The following is a 22,500-nucleotide window of genomic DNA, read 5'->3' on the forward strand; positions in this document are numbered from 1 at the left end:
AATGAGTACCCCGACGCAAAAGCTGTTTATCGACAACCTGCACAAGCAGTACGGCGACAACGAAGTGCTCAAGGGCGTGTCGCTGCGGGCGAACCGCGGCGATGTGATCAGCGTGATCGGCTCGTCGGGCTCGGGCAAGAGCACGATGCTTCGCTGCATCAATTTTCTCGAACAACCGAACGCGGGCCGCATCTTCGTCGACAGCGAGGAAGTGCGCACGGCGAAGGACAAGCACGGCGCGCTGCGCGTGGCCGATCACAAGCAGTTGCAGCGCGTGCGCACCAAGCTCGCGATGGTGTTCCAGCACTTCAACCTGTGGGCGCACATGAACGTGCTGGAAAACGTCATCGAGGCGCCGCGTCACGTGCTCGGCCTGTCGCGCAAGGAAGCGGAAGAGCGCGCCCGCACCTACCTGGAAAAGGTGGGCCTCGCGCCGCGTGTGGAAAAGCAGTATCCGTCGCATCTGTCGGGCGGCCAGCAGCAGCGGGTGGCGATCGCCCGGGCGCTCGCGATGCATCCGGACGTGATGCTGTTCGACGAGCCGACCTCCGCGCTCGATCCCGAACTGGTCGGCGAAGTGCTGAAGGTGATGCAGACGCTCGCCGAAGAAGGCTGCACGATGATCGTCGTCACACACGAAATGGCGTTCGCACGCAACGTGTCGAACCACGTGATGTTCCTGCATCAGGGGCGCGTCGAGGAAGAAGGTCCGCCGGACGAGGTATTTGGCCGGACGAAAAGCGAGCGACTTCGGCAGTTTCTTGCCGGCAGTCTTAAATGAAAGCGATGATGACCGTGGTAAATACGCGGCCCAACTCGCGAATGTAGTTAATGTAGTTTTACAAGGCGCTTACAGCGCCTTTCTTATTTTGTCCGCCAGGTACACATTTCGAGCCTCCGCGTCCCGCAATGTGCACAAAATCCCGCACAAAACGCATTACTCCCGTCGATTTTCAGCGTCAATAGTGGCAATCCTTAGGATTGCTTGCGCCGATCCGTGTTTCCCTTACTGGACAAGGGTTTTCAGGATAAATAGAGGGTGTGTTTAGTGTTGCTGCGCATGACAGTATTGCAATTTGGCGACAATTGTTCGGAGGGGTTCTAATTTCTTCGCCCACGCCAGGCTATTTTTGCTAAATTAGTAACCAAAGTAGCAAAACAAAGTTCATTAAAAGTAGTTTCACTTCAAACCACACAGGAGATACCGGTCGCGAGGGATCGGAAAGACGAATAGACAGCCCGCGCGGCTGCTCGTCCCCCATCGCGTCCGACCCGTCCGCGAATCTCCCCAAAACAAGATTTCTGTTCGGCGTTCGCGCGTCCGGACACTCTTGCAGTAACTGGGTTTACTTTTTGACAGGGTATGGAGGAGAAGATGAAGAAAGTATTGCTCGCGGCTTCGCTGCTGACGATCGGCGTAGCGGCACAGGCACAGAGTAGCGTCACGCTGTATGGACGCCTCGACGCTGGTCTCGAATACATCAGCGGCCTTCAGAACAGCAGCGGCGGATCCACCAGCCGTTTCAGAGCTGAGAGCGGCGACTGGGGTACGAGCCTCTGGGGCATGAAGGGTGTTGAAGACATCGGTGGCGGCAACAAGGTGCTGTTCCAGCTGGAAGGCAGCTTCAACACGATGAACGGTCAAGGCCCGGGCAACAACGGTATCTTCAATCGTTGGGCAACGGTCGGTGTAGCGAACGACCAGTTCGGTACCCTGCTCCTCGGTCGTGAACTCTTCATCGCCAACGGCGTGTGGGACTTCGATCCGTTTGGCCAGTCGAACTGGTCGTCGGCATCGCTGGTACGCGGCCGTAACTGGACGCAATCGAGCAACAACGTGTCGTACCAGTCGCCGAAGTTCGGTGGCTTTGACGTGTACGGCCAGTACTCGCTGTCGAACTCGACGAGCTGGAACGGTGGCAATGGTGCAGCCCAAGGTCGTCAGGACGGTCTGCAGATTACCTACACGAACTCGCTGTTCCAGATTCGTGGCCTGTACGACGAAATCCGCAACGCGACGACCGGTAGCCTCGGCGACCCGACAGCAGGCAGCATCAATGGCCCGTTTGCCTTCGGCCGTGAATACTTCGCCGGTGTGAACGTGTTCCTCGGTCAGTTCAAGCTGCAGGGCGTCTACCAGGTGGTCCGCACGTCAGGCGAGACGAACGTTCCGTTCGGCACGCCGACAACGACCAACCAGGCATGGGGCGGCGTAACGTGGCAAGCCACGCCGGCCGCTGCACTGATCGCAGCCGTGTATCACGTGAACGCCAACAACGGTGCTGGCAACGCGACGATCTACACGGTTGGCGGTTCGTACAACCTGTCCAAGCGCACGCTGCTGGACATCCAGATCGCGTCGGTGCGTAACAGCAAGAACGCTAACTTTGGCCTCGATGCCAACAACGCGGGCCCTGGTGGTCAAACCTCCGCCGGCTACAACGAAAACCCGCTGCCGGGCAAGAGCCAGACCGGCGTGTACGCAGGTATCCAGCACTCGTTCTAATCGGACGTTGCTGACAGAACAGATGTAGAAACGTTTTCACGCTGCTGCGAGAGGCGCGTATCGGTGCGATGTCCGTCAAGGGGATCGCACCGTTTTTTATTTTAGAGCCGCATGTGCTGCACGCACCGGTACGGTGCAATGCCGGACCATCACGGCCTGCGAAACACGCTGCTCAAACGGCTGCTTCGTTTTCTTCGCCGGTGCGGATGCGAATCACACGTTCGACTTCCGCGACGAAAATCTTGCCGTCGCCGATCTTGCCAGTACGCGCCGCGCCGATGATCGCGTCGATCACCTGATCGCACTGGTCGTTCGCCACCACGACTTCGATCTTCACTTTCGGCAGGAAATCGACCACATATTCCGCGCCGCGATACAGCTCGGTGTGCCCTTTCTGACGGCCGAAGCCTTTGACTTCGGTGACCGTCAGTCCTGTCAGACCGACTTCCGCAAGCGCCTCACGCACTTCGTCGAGCTTGAATGGTTTGATGACTGCAGTGATGCGTTTCATGGCGGACCTCTTTCGGTGTCGAAAAACAGAACTAGGGATGCTGCCGATTCTACGCCGCACCGGGCGCGTTGCTCACGCACCGGAAACTGGCTACGACGTTATTCGGTGGGCTCCGTATAGCGCGATGTGATCGGATAGCGCCAGTCGCGCCCAAACGCACGATGCGTCACGCGAATGCCGATCGGCGCCTGACGACGCTTGTATTCGTTGATCTTGATCAGACGCGTGACGCGCTTGACGTCGTCGACAGCAAACCCGGCCGCGACGATTTCCGCCAGCGATCGATCCTCTTCCATATACATGCGCATGATCGCATCGAGCACTTCGTATGGCGGCAGGCTGTCCTGGTCGGTCTGGTTATCGCGCAGTTCCGCCGATGGCGCGCGCGTCAGGATGCGCTCGGGAATCACATCGCGCGTCGCGAATGAGGTCGCCGCGTTGCGATAGCGGCACAACCGATACACCAGCGTCTTCGCAATGTCCTTGAGCACCGCGAAACCGCCGGCCATGTCGCCGTACAGCGTGCAATAACCGACCGCCATCTCGCTCTTGTTGCCGGTGGTCAGCACGATCGCGCCGAACTTGTTCGACAGCGCCATCAGCAGCGTGCCGCGGATGCGCGCCTGAATGTTCTCTTCGGTGGCATCTTCGGCGCGGCCGGCGAACTCGCCGGCAAGCGACGTGCGAAACGCGTCGAACATCGGCGCAATCGCGATTTCGTCGTAACGCACGCCGACGCGGCGCGCCATTTCGGCGGCATCGGTGGTTGAAATATCCGCGGTGTAGCGCGACGGCATCATCACGGCGCGCACGCGGTCGGGACCGAGCGCATCGCACGCCACCGCCAGCACCAGCGCGGAATCGACACCGCCCGACAGACCAATCAACGCGCCCGGAAAACCGTTCTTGTTGATGTAGTCGCGCACGCCCAGGACGAGCGCCGCGTACACCTGCGCTTCGAGCGACTGCTCGGGCGCGACTGCGGCACGCACGGGTGTCGCGCCGTCGAACTCGACGATCGTATGACCCTCCTCGAACTGCGCCATCTTCGCCACGAGTTCGCCCTGCGCGTCGAGTACGAACGAGCCACCGTCGAACACCAGCTCGTCCTGTGCGCCGACCATGTTCACGTAGATCATCGGCAGGCCGGTCTCGCGGATCCGCGCACGCAGGATGTCGATGCGCACCGCCTCCTTGTTCAGGTGATACGGCGAGCCGTTTGGAATCAGCAGCACCTGGGCACCAGCCGCTTTCGCGAGCTGTGCCGCCGAGGCATGCCACACGTCCTCGCAGATCACGATGCCGTACTTCACGCCATCGAGTTCGAACACGAACGGCTTCGGGCTCGATGCGAAGTAGCGCTTCTCGTCGAAGACCTCGGTATTCGGCAGATCCTGCTTCAGATAGGTGCCGGCCACCTTGCCGTCGACGATCAGCGATGCGGCGTTGAAGGTGTCGACCGGTGGCAGTCCGCGCTCGATCGGCGCGTTTGCATTACCATGGCCGAGCCCCGTGTCGCGATGCGGATGCCCGACCACCACATGCAGGCCCTTGAACGGCTGCAGTTGTTCAGCGAGATCGGCGAGCGCCACGGCACTCGCCGCGTAGAACGCGGGACGCAGCAACAGGTCTTCGGGCGGATAGCCGGAGAGCGCGAGTTCCGGGGCGATCAGCAGCTTCGCACCATCGTTGTGCGCTGCGCGTGCCGCGGCGACGATCTTCGCGACATTGCCGGCGAAATCGCCGACGGTGACATTGAGTTGGGCAAGAGCGATTCGGGTCTTCATGGCGGGATAGTGGCAAGCCGTGCGGCTTGCCGGCTGCAACAGCTTCAGTGGCTCGGCAAGATGGACAGAAACGGATCAAACACCAGAACAACGAACGGCGCGCCGCCAATCGCGATGCGCCGGGCAGACCGGAACAATCACACAGATTGAATCAGGAACGTTTTGATTATCGCACGGGCATTCTGGCATCGCCGTCGGAGATCGACGCAGCCGAGTGGAACGCCCTCCTCGCCCGGCAGGCTCAACCCACGCCGTTTTTGCGCCACGAATTCCTGAGCGCGCTGCACGCGACGCAATGCGCGGTGGCCGAGACCGGCTGGGCGCCGCAGTTCGTCACGCTGACCGACCCGCGCACCGGCAAGCTCGCGGCGGCCGCGCCGGTCTATGCAAAAGGGCATTCATACGGCGAGTATGTGTTCGACTGGGCATGGGCCGATGCGTACAAACGCAACGGCATCGAGTACTACCCGAAGCTGCTGTGCGGCGTGCCGTTCACGCCGGTCCAGGGCACGCGCCTGCTCGCCACCGACGAACACGCGCGCCGCCACCTCGCCGCGACGCTCCTTGCGTTCGCGGAGCAGGCGGATGTGTCGTCGCTCCACGTGTTGTTCCCGACCGCCGACGAAGCCGACGTGCTCGCCGAACTCGGCATGATGCGTCGCGAAGGCGTGCAGTTTCACTGGCTGAACGACGGCTACCGCGACTTCGACGAATTCCTCTCGACGCTCGAACAGAAGAAGCGCAAGAACATCCGTGCGGAACGACGCAAAGTGCACGAAGCGGGCATCGTGATGCGCCGCGTGCGCGGCGAAGACATCACTGATGAAGACTGGCGTTTTTTTAGCAAGTGCTACCGGCAGACGTACAGCGAGCACTTTTCGAGCCCGTATCTGAATCTGAACTTCTTCCGCACGATCGGTGCGACGATGCCCGAGAACCTGATGCTCGTGCTCGCCGAATTCGAAGGCAAACCGATCGCGAGTTCGCTGGTCGTCTATCAGCGCGATAACGTGACCAACAGCACGACCGGCGGCACGCTATACGGCCGCTACTGGGGTGCGCTCGAACACGTGCCGTGCCTGCACTTCGAAACCGCGTACTACCAGCCGCTCGAATTCTGCATCGAGGAAAAACTTTCAACGTTCGAAGGCGGTGCGCAAGGCGAGCACAAGATGGCGCGCGGATTTCTGCCCACCGTCACGCATTCCGCGCACTGGCTCGCGCATCCGGCCTTCGCGGATGCGGTGGCGCGGTTTCTCGACAGCGAGACGACGAACATGCATGCGTACGTCGACGAACTGCGCGAACACAATCCTTTTAGAACCTGATGCCACGGGACCATGCAACACAACGTGGCGTAGGCAACCTCACTTTCTGTTCGAAGGAGTCAACATGGAATATCGCCTGCTTGGACAAAGCGGCTTCAAGGTCCCGGTACTGAGTCTCGGCACCGGCACCTTCGGCGGTGGCAACGATTTTTTCAAGGCGTGGGGCTCAACCGATGCCAACGGCGCACGCAAGCTCGTCGATATCGCGCTCGATGCGGGCGTGTCGATGTTCGACAGCGCGGACATCTACTCCGACGGTCTCGCCGAAACCATTCTGGGCAAGGCGATCGCCGGACGCCGTTCGCAGGTCATCATCTCGACCAAAGGTACGTTCCGGCTCGGCGACGGTCCGAACGACGTCGGTTCGACGCGCCACCATCTCACCGAGTCGATCAACAATAGCTTGAAGCGCCTCGGCACCGACTACATCGATGTGTATCAGTTGCATGGTTTCGATGCGCTGACAAGCGTCGAAGAAACGCTGCGTACGCTCGACGATTTCGTGCGCGCGGGCAAGATCCGCGTGGTCGGTTGCTCGAATTTTTCGGGCTGGCATCTGATGAAATCGCTCTCCGCATCGGATCGCGAAGGGCTCGTGCGTCACTCGGCGAACCAGGCGTACTACTCGCTGATCGGCCGCGACTTCGAGCATGAGTTGATGCCGCTCGGACTCGATCAAGGTGTGTCGACGATCGTCTGGAGCCCGCTCGGCTGGGGACGATTGACGGGAAAAATCCGGCGCGGCAGCCCGCTGCCGCAGACGAGCCGTCTGCACAAAACGGCAGACTTCGGACCGCCGGTTGACGACGAATACGTCTATCGCGTTGTCGATGCACTCGACGCGGTTGCAAAAGAAACCGGCAAGAGCATCCCGCAGATCGCACTGAACTGGTTGCTGCAACGACCGACTGTGGCTAACGTGATCGTCGGTGCGCGTGATGAAGCGCAGTTCCGCGAGAACCTGGGCAGCCTCGGCTGGGCGCTGACTGCTGAGCAGATCGCGCAGCTCGACAAGGCAAGCAACCTGGCGCTGCCGTATCCCTACTGGCATCAACGCGGTTTCGAAGAACGCAATCCGTCGCCGGTGTGACATGGCGTAACGTGATGTGATGCAGCGGCCCGGCATGACGCGATCGGTATCGCTATCGATCGCGCAGCATGCCGGGCCACTTTTTTGTGCGACACTCCTGCGCAACGCAACCCATCCCTTCGCTCCATGCCGTGGTTCCTGTACCTGATCGAATGCGCGGACGGCAGCATCTACACCGGCATTGCCACCGATGTCGACGCGCGATTCGACAAACACGTCAACGGTACCGGCGCGCGCTATACGCGCTCGCGCAAACCCTTGCGTGTACTGGCATCGTTCGCACTCGCTGACCGGTCGAGCGCATTGCGCGCCGAGTACCGCGTGAAGCAACTCACCGCCACGGAAAAACGCGCGCTCGCCGCGGGTACGCGTACGCTCGAATCGGTATTACCCGCACCCGCACCTGCGCAGGAAGAAACCGACGCAACCTCGGCAAGCGACAAGGTTTGAAAGGTTCGCGCGCCCAACGCTTTTCCCTTCGATGGATCGACATCCGTCGACTACACTAAAAAAACCTCAGGCACCGGCGGTGCGGCCTGAGTACAACGACAACGTAGCGAGGGAGGCACTGACCCATGGCAAAAAGACTCAGCATTCACGTCGACCAGTTGCGACCGTTGCAGGCAACAGTCGGCATGCTCGAAGTCAACGCAAAACACAAACGCGTCGCCGCAATGGATGCAAGGAAACTGCAGGCATTCATGCGCAGCGCGCCGATTCCGACTGTCATCGGCAAGCGCGACCTGCACTACGTGATCGATCATCATCACCTGGCGCGTGCGCTATGGGATGCAGGCATCACCGAGGTCTACGCCGCCGTCGTAAAGGACCTGTCGTCGCTCTCCACCGACCGGTTCTGGGACACACTCATCGAACGAAGCTGGGTTCACCCTTACGACGAACGCGGCATCCTGCGCGCGCTGTCCGCGATTCCCGACAAGGTGTCGGGTCTCACTGACGATCCCTATCGCAGTCTCGCTGCGTTCGTGCGCGACGCCGGCGGCTACATCAAGACGCCGGAGCCGTTCGCCGAGTTCCAGTGGGCAGCGTTTTACCGGACCCGCATTCCGATGTGGACAAACGAATTCCAGTTCAACGCAGCGGTCGAGCAAGGCGTCCATCTTGCATGGAGCCCCGACGCACGCACGCTACCGGGATTCAGATTGCACGGCGGCAAGCCCACATGATGAGTCGCAGAACCGGCTGCTACGGTTCTGAAAGGAAGCGCAGGTAGCATATCGGCCACGACGCTGCATTTCTCGCGCGGCAAGGCGGCCGGATGAGTTGCTCATGTTCACGTTCGCGCCCACGCCTGCGCAATCAAGACGACTTTGGGTTCGCATGGAAACATACCTCCTGCTGGGTGGCGTTTTAGCACTGGGTTTGCTCATCGCTGTGTGGGGCATCTGGCGCCTGAAATAGCACCGGCTTTCGAGCCTCGACAGGCCGCTTCGTGTGGCGCCTCCGTCTACCTTCGACCTTCGACGCCCTATGTCCTCTTCCGCGAACCGCGCCACGACGCCTGCCACCAAAGCCGCACCCGGTCTCGTACTGGGTGCGATCGGCGTGGTCTTCGGCGATATCGGCACGAGCCCGCTCTACACGCTGCGCGAGTGCCTGAAGGCCGCGGGTGGCATTAGCCAGACCAATGTGTTCGGCATCGTGTCGCTGATCCTCTGGTCGATCATCATTGTCGTCACGCTGAAATATGTCAGCTTCGTGATGCGCGCGGACAACGAAGGCGAAGGCGGCATCCTGGCGCTCACCGCGCTTGCATCCGGCGTCGCGCCGCAGCGGCTACGCCATCTGCTGCTGACCTTAGGTGTATTCGGGGCAGCCATGTTCTATGGCGACTCGATGATCACACCGGCCATCTCGGTGATCTCCGCCGTCGAGGGTGTGACACTCGTGGACCCGAACCTCACCGCGTGGATCGTACCGATCTCGCTGGTCATTCTGACGGGCCTGTTCAAGATACAGAAACGCGGTACCGGCACCGTCGGCAAGGTGTTCGGGCCGGTGATGGTCGTGTGGTTCCTGACACTGGCCGCACTCGGCATCCTGCATATCGTCACGCACGTCAGCATCGTGCGCGCGGCATCGCCGCTCTATGCGCTGACCTTTGTCACGCACGCGCCGGGCACCGCGTTCGTCGTGCTCGGCTCGGTGTTTCTCGCGCTGACTGGCGGCGAAGCGCTGTATGCCGACATGGGCCACTTCGGTAAGCGCCCGATCCGCGCGGCCTGGCTCCTGCTCGTGCTGCCGAGCCTGATCCTCAACTACTTCGGCCAGGCCGCGCTCGTGCTCGAGAAACCTGCCGCGGTCGCGCAGCCGTTCTTTCAATCCGCACCAGGCTGGGCGCTGATTCCGCTCGTGCTGCTGGCGACGGCCGCCACCATCATCGCGTCGCAGGCGGTAATTTCCGGCGCGTTCTCGATGACCAAGCAGGCGGTTCAGCTCGGTTTTCTGCCGCGTATTCCGGTCGTCCATACGTCGACGCACGAAATCGGCCAGGTGTATGTGCCGTTCATCAACATCACGCTGTATGCAGCGGTCGTGTTTCTCGTCGTGTTCTTCAAGTCCTCCGACAATCTGGCAGCGGCCTACGGCATTGCCGTCGCGTCGACCATGTTGCTGACCACCCTGCTGATGTATTTCATCACCCATAACCTGTGGCACTGGAAGCCGCTCGCGTCAATCGCAGTTGTCGGTCCGCTGGCGCTCGTCGATGCGGTGTTCGTCTCGAGCAATATCGGCAAGGTACTCGATGGCGGCTGGTTCCCGCTGCTCGCGGGTGGCCTGCTGTTTACCGTGATGACCACGTGGTACAAGGGCCGCGAAACACTCGTCGAGAAGATGAAGAGCGACAACCTGCCGCTTCCCGGACTGATTCGCTCGCTATGCGAGAGCAGTCACGCGCCGCCGCGCGTGAACGGTACGGCCGTGTTTCCGGGAGGCGTTGCGGGTATGGCGCCAACTGCGTTCCTGCACAACCTGAAGCACAACGGCGTGATGCATCAGACCAACATCTTCCTCGCTGGCACAACCGACAACGTGCCGCATGTTCCGAACGACCGCAAAGTCGTCGTGGAAGATCTCGGCCACGGATGCTATTCGGTCGTGGTGCGTCACGGTTTCATGGAAATTCCCAACGTCCCCGCGATACTCGAACTCGCGAAAACGCAGATGCCGAACTGGCAGTACGAACCTGCCGATACCTCGTTCTTCCTTGCACGCGACACGATTCTCGCCACCGGAGCAAGCAAGGCGATGCCGCTCTGGCGCGAGAAGCTGTTCGCCTTTCTCGGTCGCAATGCGGCGCAGGCGGCCGAGTACTACAGCTTGCCGGCCAATCGCGTCGTCGAACTGGGTGGTCAGATCAACATCTGAGCGGACGGGTACGCGCGGGCGCTCCGGGCTTCACCGACAAGCCTGAACGCCCGGATGCTTCACGCGTATTTCCTGAGCACGTTCCGCTCAGAAAACGATGTTGGTCCGTAAGCCCACCACGGCTTCGTTGCCCACGCGCTGCGCCGGATTCTCCGGATCCGGAATACCGCCGGCCGGCCGGAACGCGTACTGGAAATCAGCCTGTAGTTGCCACCACGGCGTGACCTGATACAGGTACGTCGCCTCGATAACCGTCTCGGCGCTACGCGACGGATAACCCGGTGTAGCGAGTGCGGCGGTGTCGCTGGCAAGATCGCGTGCACGCGATCCGATCTGCGCGTAACCGATGGCGAGTCCCGCCACATCGTTGTCGCGTCCGTTGAACGGCGCCTTCAGCGTCACGCCCGCATTCACACCGAAATTGACGAGATTGCGATCCCCCGGCGCGCCCATGATGCGCGCGAACACGCCAACCGATCGCGGGCTATCGGCAGACGGACGCCACACCATCTGATCGGCGACGGCATAGAAGCTGTAGTCGCCGCGATGACTGCGCGCGATCCCCGTGCTGTCGGAACTCGCCAGCGATAGACCGGTGTTGTCGAAGCGCTGATCTGCAAAGCGCTGCGTGTTGTACCAGAAGCCCAGCTTGTAGGTGCCCGGCAATCCCGCGGGTTGTGGGTCCAACGCATTGGCCGGTGGAGGATTGAGCGCGTACTGAACCTCACCGATGAAAAGCGCACCGTTGTGCAGATTGAAGTTCGTACCGTGGTGGTTCTGTTGCTGCGGATCGCCCACATCGCTGCCCGCAGGATTGCCATCGAAGACACCAGCCAGCACGGTCCACGAATCGGACGGCTTCACGCGCACGCGCGCGCCGAGTGAAGAAAGCGGATAAGCCGGGCCGCCTGCGGGCAGATCGACCGACGGCAGCACGGGCCAACCGAAGGTCTGATTGATGAAGGTGTTCGCGTACTGGCTCACCATGAATTCCTGGTCGAGACTCTGCTGGCCGACCTTGACGTCGACCTTGCCCGCGAGCAGCGACTGCTGGTACCACAGCTCCCATAGACGCGTCGTATCGTTGGCTTCGATGCCGCTTGCGCCCTGCAGCGTCAGCAGATTGCGCTGGGTCAGGTTGGTGCCGTGAATCTGCAGGCCGGACACGTTGAAGGTGCCGCCCGGCAACCCAATTGCTTTTGCCGTGTCGACGACGACGCTGAACTGTGTCAGCCCGTCATAGGTTCCGCCGCGCCTGACGCCGCCGGACAGGTTGTTCAGATACTCGCTGGTTTCCTGCAGGTTGAATGTGATGCCGTAGTTGCCGAGCCACGGGCGCAGGCCACCCATGTCGCCGAACAGGTTCGCGCGGTCCCAGAATCCGGTTGGTGGGGGTGTGGGCACGGCAGTGTCTGCGGCGACGACAGTAGTAGCAGGCGGTTGTGTAGACGGTGGACTGTCAGCCTGCGCAGGCACAGCAGACGATGCGGTCTGCGCGAATGCGAGCGGCGCGACACCGATCGACAGCGAGACGGTCAGTCCAGCGAAAACACCTGATTGCAGCAATGGGGTCTTGAGTTTTTTCTTCATGGGAGATCGCGACAAGGTTGTGTGGCATGAAGCGCGTTTCGTCGACGGATGCGAAAGACGAAATGCGAAATGCAGCAGCAAGGCGGTAGCCTTGCCCTGCTCAGGAGAACCACCAGCTCAGCCGCATTGCACGACTGAGTTCGCTGCCGACCTGGGAAGCCGACAGCATCGCGACCAGAGCGATCGCGACGAGAGTGACGGCGAGAATGGCGAAAGCCATCGGTGTGAACGGATCGCGACCCGGCGCGACGCGACACACCCTGCGCGCCATGCAAAACGGCATAACAAACGATTTGACGAACATAAGCTCACTCCCGTCCAGCCCGATAAAACGGGCGACGTGTGAAGACGTGACGGCACCTCGCAAGCGGACTTGCGACAGGCAGTCGAACAGAGAGAGCGTGCTGCGGACAGACCGGCGTAAGCCAGTCAGTGTGAAGCGCGCTAACCCGACCAGGGGCGAGTTAGCGGCGAAGGAGTGTACCTGCGGTCGCTAGCTCGCGGATGTTGCGCCGGCACAGGCCGGCATCGGACTTCCACTACTGGAACACTCGTCCACGAGGGACTCCTTAGAATGAGACGGGCGGATTGTATTCGGCGGACGGACGAAACTGCAAGTAAAAAAAGCATCAAGATGTCGCACTGCGAATCTTTGCGTCAATCTCCGTCGCCGCCCTCGACTTCCTTGCGGTCCCGGCGTTCCTCGTTACCCCGGCGGGCCCGCAGACGCTGGCGCGACAGAACGGTGATGACCTCGCGCGTGGTCGCGCCGGGCGGGATTTCGTTGCGGATGATATCCGGCACCATCGGCAGGCCGGCCTGGTGCCTGCGCACAGCCTTGGCGATTGCCCGCCGGCATTCCTGCCCGTGGCAATCCCATTCGTCACGAATCTTTTCGCAGTAACGGCACCGGTTCATAGCGATTAGTCTAACTGCAATCGCGGCAGGTCTGCTGCGGGCAAGCCGCGTAGTGAATCAACCCCGCAAATACAAAGAGGCAAGCCGGACGGCCTGCCTCCCCATTGTTTGCCGGTCGCCGGCCGCCGCCTTCACCCACTCAAACCCGGCAACAGCGGCGTCCCGCAACCTGCATTCGCGCTCCCTTACTTCTTGAAGTTCGCGACGCCTTCCGTGATTTCCTTGTGCGCGGCCTCGATGTCCGCCCAGCCCTCGACCTTCACCCACTTGCCCTTCTCGAGCGCCTTGTACTGCTCGAAGAAATGCTTGATCTGGTCTTTCAGGTACTGCGGCACGTCGTCGAGCGACTTCAGGCTGGCGGTCATCGGGCAGACCTTGTCGTGCGGCACGGCGACCAGCTTCGCATCGACACCGGATTCGTCGGTCATCTGCAGCATGCCGAGCGCGCGGGCGCGGACCACGGAACCCGCCAGCAGCGGGAACGGTGTGATCACCAGCACGTCGACGGGGTCGCCGTCGCCGGACAGTGTTTGCGGGATGAAGCCGTAGTTCGCCGGGTAGCGCATGCCGGTGCTGATGAAGCGGTCGACGACCAGCAGGCCCAGGTCCTTGTCGGCCTCGTACTTCACCGGGTCGCTTTGCGCCGGAATCTCGATGATGACGTTGAAATCTTGCGGCAGGTCTTTACCTGCGGGGACGTGACTAAAGCTCATGAGCGCTCTCTGATCAGGGTGAAATTCGAAGGAAGGCACGCGACGCGGCGAACGGGGGTGCGGCGGCACGGCCAGCGAAAATGGAATGCGCCATTATAGCCAATCGGCCGATGGCATCCGCCGGACGATCGGCGCGATAATGGCCGTGGCCCGCCTTTCAGCAAGGAGCACGCATGGAAGAAGCAAAGCACTTCATCGGCAACGAATGGGTGTCGCCTGCGGGCGGCGAGACGCTGCCGGTGCTCGATCCGTCGGATGGCCAGCCGTTCGCTCGCCTCGCGCGCGGCAATGCGGCCGACATCGACGCCGCGGTGCAGGCCGCCCGGCGCACCTTCGAAGGTTCGTGGGGCGCGGCCAGCGCCGCCGAGCGCGGGCGCGTGCTGCAGCGGTTGTCGCTGCTCGTCGCCGCCCGCCACGAGGAACTCGCGCAACTCGAAGCGCGCGACACCGGCAAGCCACTACGGCAAGCCCGTGCCGACGCCGCAGCGCTGGCACGCTACTTTGAGTTCTACGCCGGCGCCGCCGACAAACTGCATGGCGAAACCCTCCCCTATCAGGCCGGTTACACGGTGCTGACGCTGCGCGAGCCGCACGGCGTCACCGGTCATATCGTGCCGTGGAACTATCCGATGCAGATCTTCGGCCGCAGCGCCGGCGCGGCGCTTGCCGCAGGCAACGCGTGCGTCGTCAAACCCGCCGAAGACGCCTGCCTGTCCGTGCTGCGCGTCGCGGAACTCGCCGCCGATGCCGGCTTGCCAGCTGGCGCGCTGAACATCGTCACGGGCTTCGGTCACGAAGCGGGCGCGGCGCTCGCCCGCCATCCCGGCATCGATCACATCTCGTTCACCGGTTCGCCCGAAACCGGCAAGCTCGTCACGCAGATGGCTGCCGAGAACCACGTACCCGTCACGCTCGAACTCGGTGGCAAGTCGCCGCAGATCGTCTTCGCCGACGCCGATCTCGATGCTGCCCTGCCCATGCTCGTGTCCGCGATCGTGCAGAACGCGGGGCAAACCTGCTCGGCGGGCAGCCGCGTGCTGATCGAACGGAGCATCTACGAACCGCTGCTCGACCGGCTCGCCACGGCGTTCCAGGCGCTGCGTGTCGGACCGTCGCAGGCGGATCTCGATTGCGGGCCGTTGATCAACGCGAAACAGCAGCAGCGCGTGTGGGACTTCCTGTCCGATGCGCAGCACGACGGCATTGCGATGGCGGCCCACGGCGAGGTGATCGCCGAGGCGCCGGAAAGCGGCTTCTACCAGGCGCCGACGCTGCTGCGCGATGTCCCGCCCACGCATCGTCTCGCTCGCGAGGAAGTGTTCGGTCCGGTGCTCGCGGCCCTTCCCTTTTCCGACGAAGCCGAAGCGATCGCGCTCGCCAACGGCACCCTGTACGGGCTCGTTGCCGGTATCTGGACGCGCGACGGCGCGCGGCAACTACGCGTCGCACGGCGCGTGCGTTCCGGCCAGGTGTTCATCAACAACTATGGCGCAGGTGGCGGCGTCGAACTGCCGTTTGGCGGTGTGGGCCATTCCGGTCACGGGCGCGAGAAAGGCTTCGAAGCGCTATACGGTTTCACGACGCTGAAGACGATCGCGATCCGCCACGGCTAGCGCGGCTAGCCACGGCATAGCGGCACAGCGACACTCATCACGTCCATTACAAAACAGGAGACACCCATGCGGTTGACCGGCAAAACGGCGCTCATCACAGGTGGCGGTTCGGGCTTCGGCGAAGGCATCGCCAAAACCTATGCGCGCGAAGGCGCGAACGTCGTCGTCAACGATCTGAACGGTGCCGCAGCAGAGCGCGTAGCAAGCGAAATCGCGCTCGCCGGCGGCAAGGCCATCGCCGTAACCGGCGACGTCACGCGCGCCGCCGACTGGCAACACCTGCGCGACGCCGCACTCGAAGACTTCGGCAGCGTGCAGATCGTCGTCAACAACGCGGGTATCACGCATCGCAACAAGCCGGTGCTCGACATCAGCGAAAGCGAATTCGACCGCGTCCTCGCAGTGAACCTGAAAAGCATCTACTGGAGTGTGCAGACGTTCGTGCCGTACTTTCGCGAGCAGGGCGGTGGCGTGTTCGTGAACATTGCCTCCACCGCCGGCGTGCGGCCGCGGCCCGGGCTCGTCTGGTACAACGGCAGCAAAGGCGCGGTCATCATCGCGAGCAAGACGCTCGCCGTCGAACTCGGCCCCGACCGGATTCGCGTGAACTGCGTGAACCCGGTGATCGGCGAAACCGCGCTCACCTCCGAATTCATGGGCGTCGAAGACACGCCGGAAAACCGCAAGCGTTTTCTCGCCGGCATTCCGCTGGGCCGCTTCTCGACGCCGCAGGACATCGCGAACGCCTGCCTGTATCTGGCCTCCGACGAGGCGGAGTTCATCACCGGCGTCTGTCTCGAAGTGGACGGTGGACGCTGCGTCTGACCCGGCAGCGCGATATACGAGCAGACCATCTCGTGCGTCGCGTCGCAGCTGTGCTCGGTGTTTCCCCTCGGTCAAATAGCGCGCCGGCACGCGCCAGGCGCGACTAGAATCGCGAACGGCACCAAGGCTTTCAATATGTAAAATAAGGAGACAACGATGTCCGGACCAGCGAATCCGCTTCCCCATCCCGGCGCAGGGGCGCCGCCGTCCAGCTTCGAAGAGGCAACCTACCGCAAGGTCTCGAAGCGGCTCGTGCCGCTCTTGATGCTGTGCTACGTCGTCGCCTATCTCGATCGGGTGAACGTCGGCTTCGCGAAGCTGCAGATGACCACCGACCTCAATCTCTCCGATGCGGTCTACGGTCTCGGCGCGGGTATCTTCTTCCTCGGCTATTTCGTCTTCGAGATTCCCAGCAATGTGATCCTGCATCGTGTCGGCGCGCGTGTATGGATCGCGCGGATCATGGCGTCGTGGGGCGTGATCTCGATGCTGACAATGTTCGTCACCACACCCACGATGTTCTACGTGATGCGCTTTCTGCTCGGTCTCGCAGAAGCGGGCTTCTTCCCCGGCATCATCCTGTATCTGACCTACTGGTATCCGGCGAACCGGCGGGGGCGCATGACCACGTGGTTCATGACGGCGATCGCGCTGTCGGGGGTGATCGGCGGGCCGTTGTCGGGCTATATCCTGAAGACCTTCAACGGCATGAACGGCTGGCACGGCTGGCAGTGGCTGTTTCTGCTCGAAGGCATCCCGTCGATCCTCGTCGGCGTGCTCGTGTTCTTCGTGCTCGACGACCGGATCGCCAAAGCAACCTGGCTCACCAACGACGAACGCGCGCTGCTCGAGCGCAACATCGCCGCCGAAGATGCCGAAAAGCACGATCTGTCCATCGGCGCGGTGTTGTCCAGCGCACGCGTCTGGCTGATGAGCCTGATCTATTTTTCGTTCGTGATGGGGCTCTACGGTGTGAGCTTCTGGCTACCGACCATCATCAAGGCCACCGGCGTGACCGATGCATTCATGATCGGTCTGCTATCGGCGATTCCGTTCGCCGCCGCGGTGGTCGCGATGGTGCTCGTCGCGCGCAGCGCCGACCGCTCCCGCGAGCGGCGCTGGCACGTCGCGCTACCGGCTTTGGCAGGCGCGATCGGGTTGGTGCTCTCGGTGACCTGGGCGCACAACACCGTGCTCGCGATGGCCGCGCTCACGCTCGCGACGATGGGCATCCTCACCACGCTGCCGCTGTTCTGGAGTCTGCCGACGTCGTTCCTCGCCGGTACGGGTGCGGCCGCAGGCATTGCGATGATCAACTCGCTCGGCAATCTGGCTGGCTTTCTGAGCCCGTACGCAGTGGGTTGGCTCAAGCAGGCGACGGCCGCCAACGACTCGGGCATGTATATGCTGGCCGCGTTCATGATCCTGGGCGGCCTGCTGGCGGTGAGTGTGCCGGCGCGGCTCGTGAACAAATAAAAAGTAAAAAGTAACAGGCGCAAGAAAAAAACCCTTGCAGCAACTGCAAGGGCTTTCGACACGACAGCCTGCTAACGCCAGAAAATCACACCACGTTCATCGCCAGCGCACTCTCGCGATAGTGCTGGCTCGCCTTGTCCGCATCGCCAAGCTGTTCATGCAGACGTGCCAGCGCACGATGCGTGCGGATCTTCAGCGGCTCGTTGTCGGCGATCTTCAACGCGGCCTCGAGGAACAACTGCGCCTTGCCCCACAACTGCTGATGCAGACACAGACGACCGAGCGCGAACAGCAGATCGGCATCGTCCGGGCGATCGTTCTTCCACCCTTCGGCTTTCTGGATCAGCGGCAGCGCATCGCCACCCGCGGTCTCCGGGTAACGGCGCAGCAGTCGCGCGTCCCAGTTCTGCGCAAGCGCCTCTTCGACGATCTTGCGCGCGTCCTGCGGACGGTTCAGCGCGATCAGCAGTTCGGCCGCGAGATCGGCGAGACGCGGCGAGTGCCGCTCCACCGGTGTGAGCGAATGCCACAGCTCGAGCAGTGCATCGGCGTTGTGACGGCGATCGCGCAACAGGTTTTCCGCTGCGAGTTGCCGCAGACGCACCGCCACCGCCGGATGAATCGCCTCGCGCTTTTCGAGCGTCTTGACGAGCTTCAGCACTTCGCTCCAGTTCTTCAACTGCTGCTGCGCGCGCAGCGCAATCTGCTGCGCGTGAATGCGCCGGCCGCCCTGCGATTGCATCTCAGTGAGCGCCGCGAGCGCACCGTCGGCATCGCGCGCATCGGCACGCATGTCGGCGGTCGCCATCAAACGTGCGTCCTGCCAGTCGGCTCCGTCGATCTGCGCGAGCCACTCGTCGCGACGCGCGTACTCGTGCATCCGGTGCGCCGCATTGGCGGCGATCAGACCGGCCGCGCCCTTGTTATCGCCATTCGCCAGCGAATCGCGAGCGGACTTCTCGGCTCGCGAGAAACGGCCCGCATACAGATTGCCGATCGCGTCGCGCAGCGCCGCATGGGCCTTCGCGACCCGCGATTTCGCCCGGTACGCCGCCACGCGCTGCGGCATGCGCCAGATGTTGCGCACGATACGCAGCAGCGCATACACAAGAATGAACAGCACGATCAGACCGACGATAAACAGGTTCAACGAAATATCGACCCGATACGGCGGATAGACGAGCAGCACCTGTCCTGCGTCGAAGCGTCCGACGATCGCGAGCACGACCGCGATCGCGAACAGAAGGGCCAGCCAGATGAGTCCCCGGAGTGCCATGATTAACCCCGGCTATGGTATTGGTGAACGGCCTGCAAGCTCGTGCTCAGATCCGGCAACTGAACAGCCGCCGAACCAGCGTCGACCTGCTTCACGAGATCGCGCACCGTCTGCGTCGCCTTCGACGACGGATCGAAGTAACGCGCGAGCGCCGTATCGGCGGCATGCAGGTCGGACTTGAGCGTCGTCTGATTGCGCGACAGCAGCGCGAGACGCGCCGACAGCAACCGCAGCTTCAGGTTCTCACGCAGGAAGTAGCCCTGGTCGGGCGCGACGAGCATCGAGTCGGCATGATCGAGCCGGCGCACCTGCACGAGGCTCGTCAACTGTTCACCGACCCCCGCCGAAAACTGCTGCCACCACACTTTCCAGCGCGGCTCGCCGGTGGCGGCCGCAACCTTCGCGGTGTCGCCGGGTGCCGGTGCATGTGGCGTGGCGTGCGCGATCGGCGCTTCGCCCGACAGCGGCAGCGTATCGACCTGATCGATAGCGTTATCGAGCTTGATCGCGAGACCGGTCAGATCGGTGGACGGCGCGGACTTCAGCTTGTCGATGTCCTGCGCGATCGCCTTGCGAACCAGCAGCACCTGCGCGCCGTCGGAGGCCGCGAGCCGCGTGTCCGCACTTTGCAACGCGAACAACGCCAGCTGCGTGTTGCCGGTCAGTTGCAACTGTTCGCTTGCGCTCGAGAGCATCTGTCCGACTTCGGCGAGCGTCCAGTCATCGCGATTGCGCGCGAGATCCGCATATTGTTGCTGCAGCGCCTGCTGCGAAGTCTGCGCATCCGCGAGCTTGCCTTCGAGCTGCGAGATCTGCGAGTCCATCTGATGCACGGTCGCTACCGCCTGCTCGGTCTTCACGCGCAGCTCGCTGGTTTGCGTGTCGTTGGCCTGCTGACGCTGCGTCAGTTGCTGGTCGAGACGGATCACCTTGCGATTCAGCGCAAACGCCCCGACGCCCGCCGCACACGCGATCACCACGACGACAAACCACAGCAGCGGCCCGCTGATGCTGCGCCGCTGCGACTGCGCTTCGTAGGGCGTAAAAGGGGGATTCGGCGGCAACGGAGGCGTTGCGGCCGGCTGGGGAGAGGCGTTCGTGGAAGCGTTCGAATCAGTCATGCGTGAGTCAGCCCGTAAATCAGCCCGTGAATGAGCCGGAGTAGTCGAAGTTGTCGCTACCGGTTGAACGACGGAAGCTGCGGAGGCAAGCAGGGTGCGCGCAATGCGTTCGGTACCCGCGCCGGACACCGTAATGCTATCAAAACCGAGTCCCCGCGCGGTTTCCGCGATGCGTGGGTGGGGTGCGACGAGCGGCGCGTGCTTTAGCTGGACGAGCTCGTCGGCGGTGAGATGCTCCTGCGCGAGTTCGATCAGGTTGCGCACGCCCTCCGAACTCGTGATGAGCCACGCATGCGGCTCGCCCGCGAGCAACGCATGCACACGCGCCCACGCGCCGATGGGCGGCTCCGGCACGAGGCGCCGGTAAGCGGCGACGGTATCGACTTCGGCGCCCGCTTCACGCAGCCGGTCAGCCAGCCACTCACGGCCACCGTCGCCACGCACGATCAGCACGCGCCGGCCTTCGAACGCACGCTCGCCGAGCGCCGCTTCTAGCGACGCATACAGCGCTTCGGAATCGAAACGCGCGGTGTCTTCATCGGTGGAAACGGCCGGGGCCGGGCAGATCACGGTGCAGGACGGCGCTTCGACGCCGTGGCGTGCCAGCGCTGCCACGCTACCCGGCCCGACGACGCCGACCGGCAATGCATGTGGCCAAATCGCGTTGTAGCGCGCGAAGGCGTGATCGACGGCGTTCGGCGAAACGAAGACGACGAGCACGTACTGTTCGAGCGATGCGAGTGCGGCACGCAGCGGTGCATCGTCGACCACATCGGCGATCTCGATGAGCGGGAAGTCGAATGTCGCGATACCGGCCCCGGCCGCGGCGAGTTGCGACGCGAGCGGGTTCGCCGCGGTGTCGCCCTGCGCGGCTGCCGAAGCGTCAGCGGCCGGCACGGCGGGCCGTGTCAGGACGACGGTGAACCTCGTCGGCGCAGCTGGCACGGTGGGCGCGGTCGCTGCCGCACCGGCGGTCGGGTCGGAAGAACGGTCGGCGGTCATCAGGTATCGGCCGGCTTGCCGCTCGCGATGCTCAGCGCGCGGACGATATCGAGTGCACCCTGCGCCACCAGTTGGCTCGCAACCTCATTGCCCAGTTCGAGCGCCGCCGCGACAGTCGCCGCCGGCGACGACGCATGTGCATGCAGCACGCGTTGCCCATCGGGCGTGGCGACGATGCCGCGCAGATGCAGCGCACCGTCGTGCCACAGTGCATACGCGGCGAGCGGAACCTCGCAGCTACCGCCAAGCGCACGCGACACCATGCGCTCTGCCTCGACGGCGAGCGACGTATGCTCGTGATGCAGCGGCGCGAGCCATGCCGCGAGATCGGCGCGGTCCGCGCGAATCTCGATGCCGAGCGCGCCTTGCCCTGCGGCAGGCAGGCAGTCCTGCGGATCGAGCCATGCGGTGATGCGCTGCTCGAGACCGAGCCGCTTCAGCCCGGCGGCCGCAAGGATGATCGCCGCGTAATCGCCGCGATCCAGCTTGCCGAGCCGCGTATCGAGATTGCCGCGCAGCGGCTTCACGACAAGCTGCGGATAACGCGTGCGCACCATCGCTTCACGACGCAGGCTCGATGTGCCCACCACGCTGCCGGCCGGCAGCGCAGCCAGCGAATCGTAGCTGTTCGACACGAACGCATCGCGCGGGTCCTCGCGCTCCATCACCGTCGACAGTGCAAAGCCCGGCGGCAGTTCCATCGGCACATCCTTGAGCGAATGCACCGCGAGATCCGCGCGACCGTCGGCCAGCGCGTTCTCGAGTTCCTTGACGAACAGTCCCTTACCACCAACCTTCGACAAGGTGCGATCGAGAATCTGATCGCCGCGTGTCGTGATTCCGAGGATTTTTACGTCGCAAGATGGATATAATTTGTGCAGCGCACACCGCACGTGTTCGGCTTGCCACATCGCAAGGCGGCTCTCGCGTGAGGCAATGACCAGAGTGCGGGGGGGCGGCGCGGAAGGCGTCTCGGGATTCATTCCTGGGTAGTCGAATGACAGGATGTAATGACCAACAATGTTAGCACGCGCTCCGGCCACGTCCGCCCGCTCCGGCGGCCGTGCAAGGCGGGTGCCGGTGGCAGGCGGCGGACGGAGACGCTCATGGCTGTGCGCTTCACCATTCGCGCACGGTCGTTCGTACACAGCGCAGCAGCGCGCGCGATGATGCAATGCGGCGGATCGCGCGTGTCATGTATGTCGTTCCCACGCAAGTCGCGTGCGTTTTGAGGTAGTCCCCGCCGTTTTCGCGCCGTATGCTGTAGCCCGACAGGCCTCGGCACCGAAGCGCATGCGCAGTCCGGCACGTAGTTCGAGCAGTCAAGTAGTAGCAGTCCATCTTCTTTAGACCC

General features: G+C 62.8%; 19 protein-coding genes. 10 read left to right on the forward strand and 9 right to left on the reverse strand.

The features are described from left to right. Window position 1 precedes the first annotated feature (1 nt). Together BWP39_RS11170 and BWP39_RS11175 are read left to right on the forward strand one after the other, a co-directional pair. Window positions 2–781: an ABC transporter ATP-binding protein gene (locus BWP39_RS11170; RefSeq protein WP_096720099.1), complete on the forward strand. Its 780-nt coding sequence runs from the start codon at window positions 2–4 to the stop codon at window positions 779–781. Between the two features lie 594 nt (window positions 782–1,375). Beyond that, the gene (locus tag BWP39_RS11175; RefSeq protein WP_096722442.1) at window positions 1,376–2,506 is read left to right on the forward strand and encodes a porin; all 1,131 of its coding nucleotides are present in this window, start codon (window positions 1,376–1,378) and stop codon (window positions 2,504–2,506) included. Window positions 2,507–2,678: 172 nt separating this feature from the next. Here the strand turns inward: BWP39_RS11175 and glnK are convergent, their stop codons facing one another. Both glnK and BWP39_RS11185 read right to left on the reverse strand, forming a co-directional pair. Continuing rightward, window positions 2,679–3,017, reverse strand: coding sequence for a P-II family nitrogen regulator (glnK, locus tag BWP39_RS11180; RefSeq protein WP_074265470.1), 339 nt, complete (start codon window positions 3,015–3,017; stop codon window positions 2,679–2,681). A 98-nt stretch (window positions 3,018–3,115) separates the two neighbouring features. Then, window positions 3,116–4,804, reverse strand: a complete 1,689-nt coding sequence (locus tag BWP39_RS11185) for an NAD+ synthase (protein WP_096720101.1) — start codon at window positions 4,802–4,804, stop codon at window positions 3,116–3,118. Between the two features lie 146 nt (window positions 4,805–4,950). Here BWP39_RS11185 and BWP39_RS11190 point away from each other — a divergent pair, with 146 nt between their 5' ends. The 5 genes from BWP39_RS11190 (at window position 4,951) to BWP39_RS11210 (ending at window position 10,612) form a co-directional block, all read left to right on the forward strand. Beyond that, the gene (locus BWP39_RS11190; RefSeq protein ID WP_096720103.1) at window positions 4,951–6,132 is read left to right on the forward strand and encodes a GNAT family N-acetyltransferase; all 1,182 of its coding nucleotides are present in this window, start codon (window positions 4,951–4,953) and stop codon (window positions 6,130–6,132) included. Between the two features lie 64 nt (window positions 6,133–6,196). After that, complete coding sequence (locus tag BWP39_RS11195) at window positions 6,197–7,222, forward strand: aldo/keto reductase (RefSeq protein ID WP_096720105.1); 1,026 nt, start codon at window positions 6,197–6,199, stop codon at window positions 7,220–7,222. Window positions 7,223–7,348: 126 nt separating this feature from the next. Next, complete coding sequence (locus BWP39_RS11200) at window positions 7,349–7,672, forward strand: GIY-YIG nuclease family protein (RefSeq protein ID WP_096720107.1); 324 nt, start codon at window positions 7,349–7,351, stop codon at window positions 7,670–7,672. A 125-nt stretch (window positions 7,673–7,797) separates the two neighbouring features. Then, entirely contained in the window at window positions 7,798–8,409 is a 612-nt protein-coding gene (locus BWP39_RS11205; protein ID WP_096720109.1) for a ParB-like protein, read from the forward strand. A 304-nt stretch (window positions 8,410–8,713) separates the two neighbouring features. After that, complete coding sequence (locus BWP39_RS11210; protein WP_096720111.1) at window positions 8,714–10,612, forward strand: potassium transporter Kup; 1,899 nt, start codon at window positions 8,714–8,716, stop codon at window positions 10,610–10,612. An 87-nt stretch (window positions 10,613–10,699) separates the two neighbouring features. On the opposite strand, the gene BWP39_RS11215 is transcribed toward BWP39_RS11210, so the two are convergent. From BWP39_RS11215 to ppa, 4 genes are all read right to left on the reverse strand, one after another. Continuing rightward, window positions 10,700–12,202, reverse strand: coding sequence for a carbohydrate porin (locus BWP39_RS11215; protein ID WP_096720113.1), 1,503 nt, complete (start codon window positions 12,200–12,202; stop codon window positions 10,700–10,702). Window positions 12,203–12,302: 100 nt separating this feature from the next. Continuing rightward, window positions 12,303–12,506 (reverse strand): hypothetical protein, encoded by a 204-nt coding sequence (locus BWP39_RS11220; RefSeq protein ID WP_096720115.1) that lies wholly within the window; start codon window positions 12,504–12,506, stop codon window positions 12,303–12,305. Window positions 12,507–12,859: 353 nt separating this feature from the next. After that, a complete protein-coding gene (locus BWP39_RS11225) occupies window positions 12,860–13,120 on the reverse strand; it encodes a hypothetical protein (RefSeq protein WP_096720117.1) in 261 nt (86 codons plus the stop codon). A gap of 185 nt (window positions 13,121–13,305) precedes the next feature. After that, window positions 13,306–13,833, reverse strand: coding sequence for an inorganic diphosphatase (gene ppa / locus BWP39_RS11230; RefSeq protein ID WP_096720119.1), 528 nt, complete (start codon window positions 13,831–13,833; stop codon window positions 13,306–13,308). 173 nt (window positions 13,834–14,006) lie between these two features. Here ppa and BWP39_RS11235 point away from each other — a divergent pair, with 173 nt between their 5' ends. The 3 genes from BWP39_RS11235 to BWP39_RS11245 all read left to right on the forward strand — a co-directional run bounded on the left by BWP39_RS11235 (window position 14,007) and on the right by BWP39_RS11245 (window position 17,747). Further along, entirely contained in the window at window positions 14,007–15,446 is a 1,440-nt protein-coding gene (locus BWP39_RS11235) for an aldehyde dehydrogenase family protein (protein ID WP_096720121.1), read from the forward strand. A gap of 66 nt (window positions 15,447–15,512) precedes the next feature. Further along, window positions 15,513–16,271 carry an SDR family oxidoreductase gene (locus tag BWP39_RS11240; protein WP_096720123.1) on the forward strand — a complete coding sequence of 253 codons (759 nt, stop codon included), beginning with the start codon at window positions 15,513–15,515 and terminating at the stop codon, window positions 16,269–16,271. 156 nt (window positions 16,272–16,427) lie between these two features. Beyond that, entirely contained in the window at window positions 16,428–17,747 is a 1,320-nt protein-coding gene (locus BWP39_RS11245) for an MFS transporter (protein ID WP_096720125.1), read from the forward strand. An 85-nt stretch (window positions 17,748–17,832) separates the two neighbouring features. On the opposite strand, the gene BWP39_RS11250 is transcribed toward BWP39_RS11245, so the two are convergent. The 3 genes from BWP39_RS11250 to hemC are packed head-to-tail and all read right to left on the reverse strand — an operon-like array spanning window position 17,833 to window position 22,129. Continuing rightward, window positions 17,833–19,023: a heme biosynthesis protein HemY gene (locus BWP39_RS11250; RefSeq protein WP_096720127.1), complete on the reverse strand. Its 1,191-nt coding sequence runs from the start codon at window positions 19,021–19,023 to the stop codon at window positions 17,833–17,835. A gap of 2 nt (window positions 19,024–19,025) precedes the next feature. Further along, window positions 19,026–21,089 (reverse strand): fused uroporphyrinogen-III synthase HemD/membrane protein HemX, encoded by a 2,064-nt coding sequence (gene hemDX, locus BWP39_RS11255; protein WP_407944797.1) that lies wholly within the window; start codon window positions 21,087–21,089, stop codon window positions 19,026–19,028. A 56-nt stretch (window positions 21,090–21,145) separates the two neighbouring features. Continuing rightward, the gene (gene hemC / locus BWP39_RS11260; RefSeq protein WP_096720131.1) at window positions 21,146–22,129 is read right to left on the reverse strand and encodes a hydroxymethylbilane synthase; all 984 of its coding nucleotides are present in this window, start codon (window positions 22,127–22,129) and stop codon (window positions 21,146–21,148) included. Between the last annotated feature and the right edge of the window lie 371 nt (window positions 22,130–22,500).

Origin of the sequence: Paraburkholderia acidicola (genome assembly GCF_002362315.1) — a bacterium.
Taxonomy (GTDB): Bacteria; Pseudomonadota; Gammaproteobacteria; order Burkholderiales; family Burkholderiaceae; genus Paraburkholderia; species Paraburkholderia acidicola.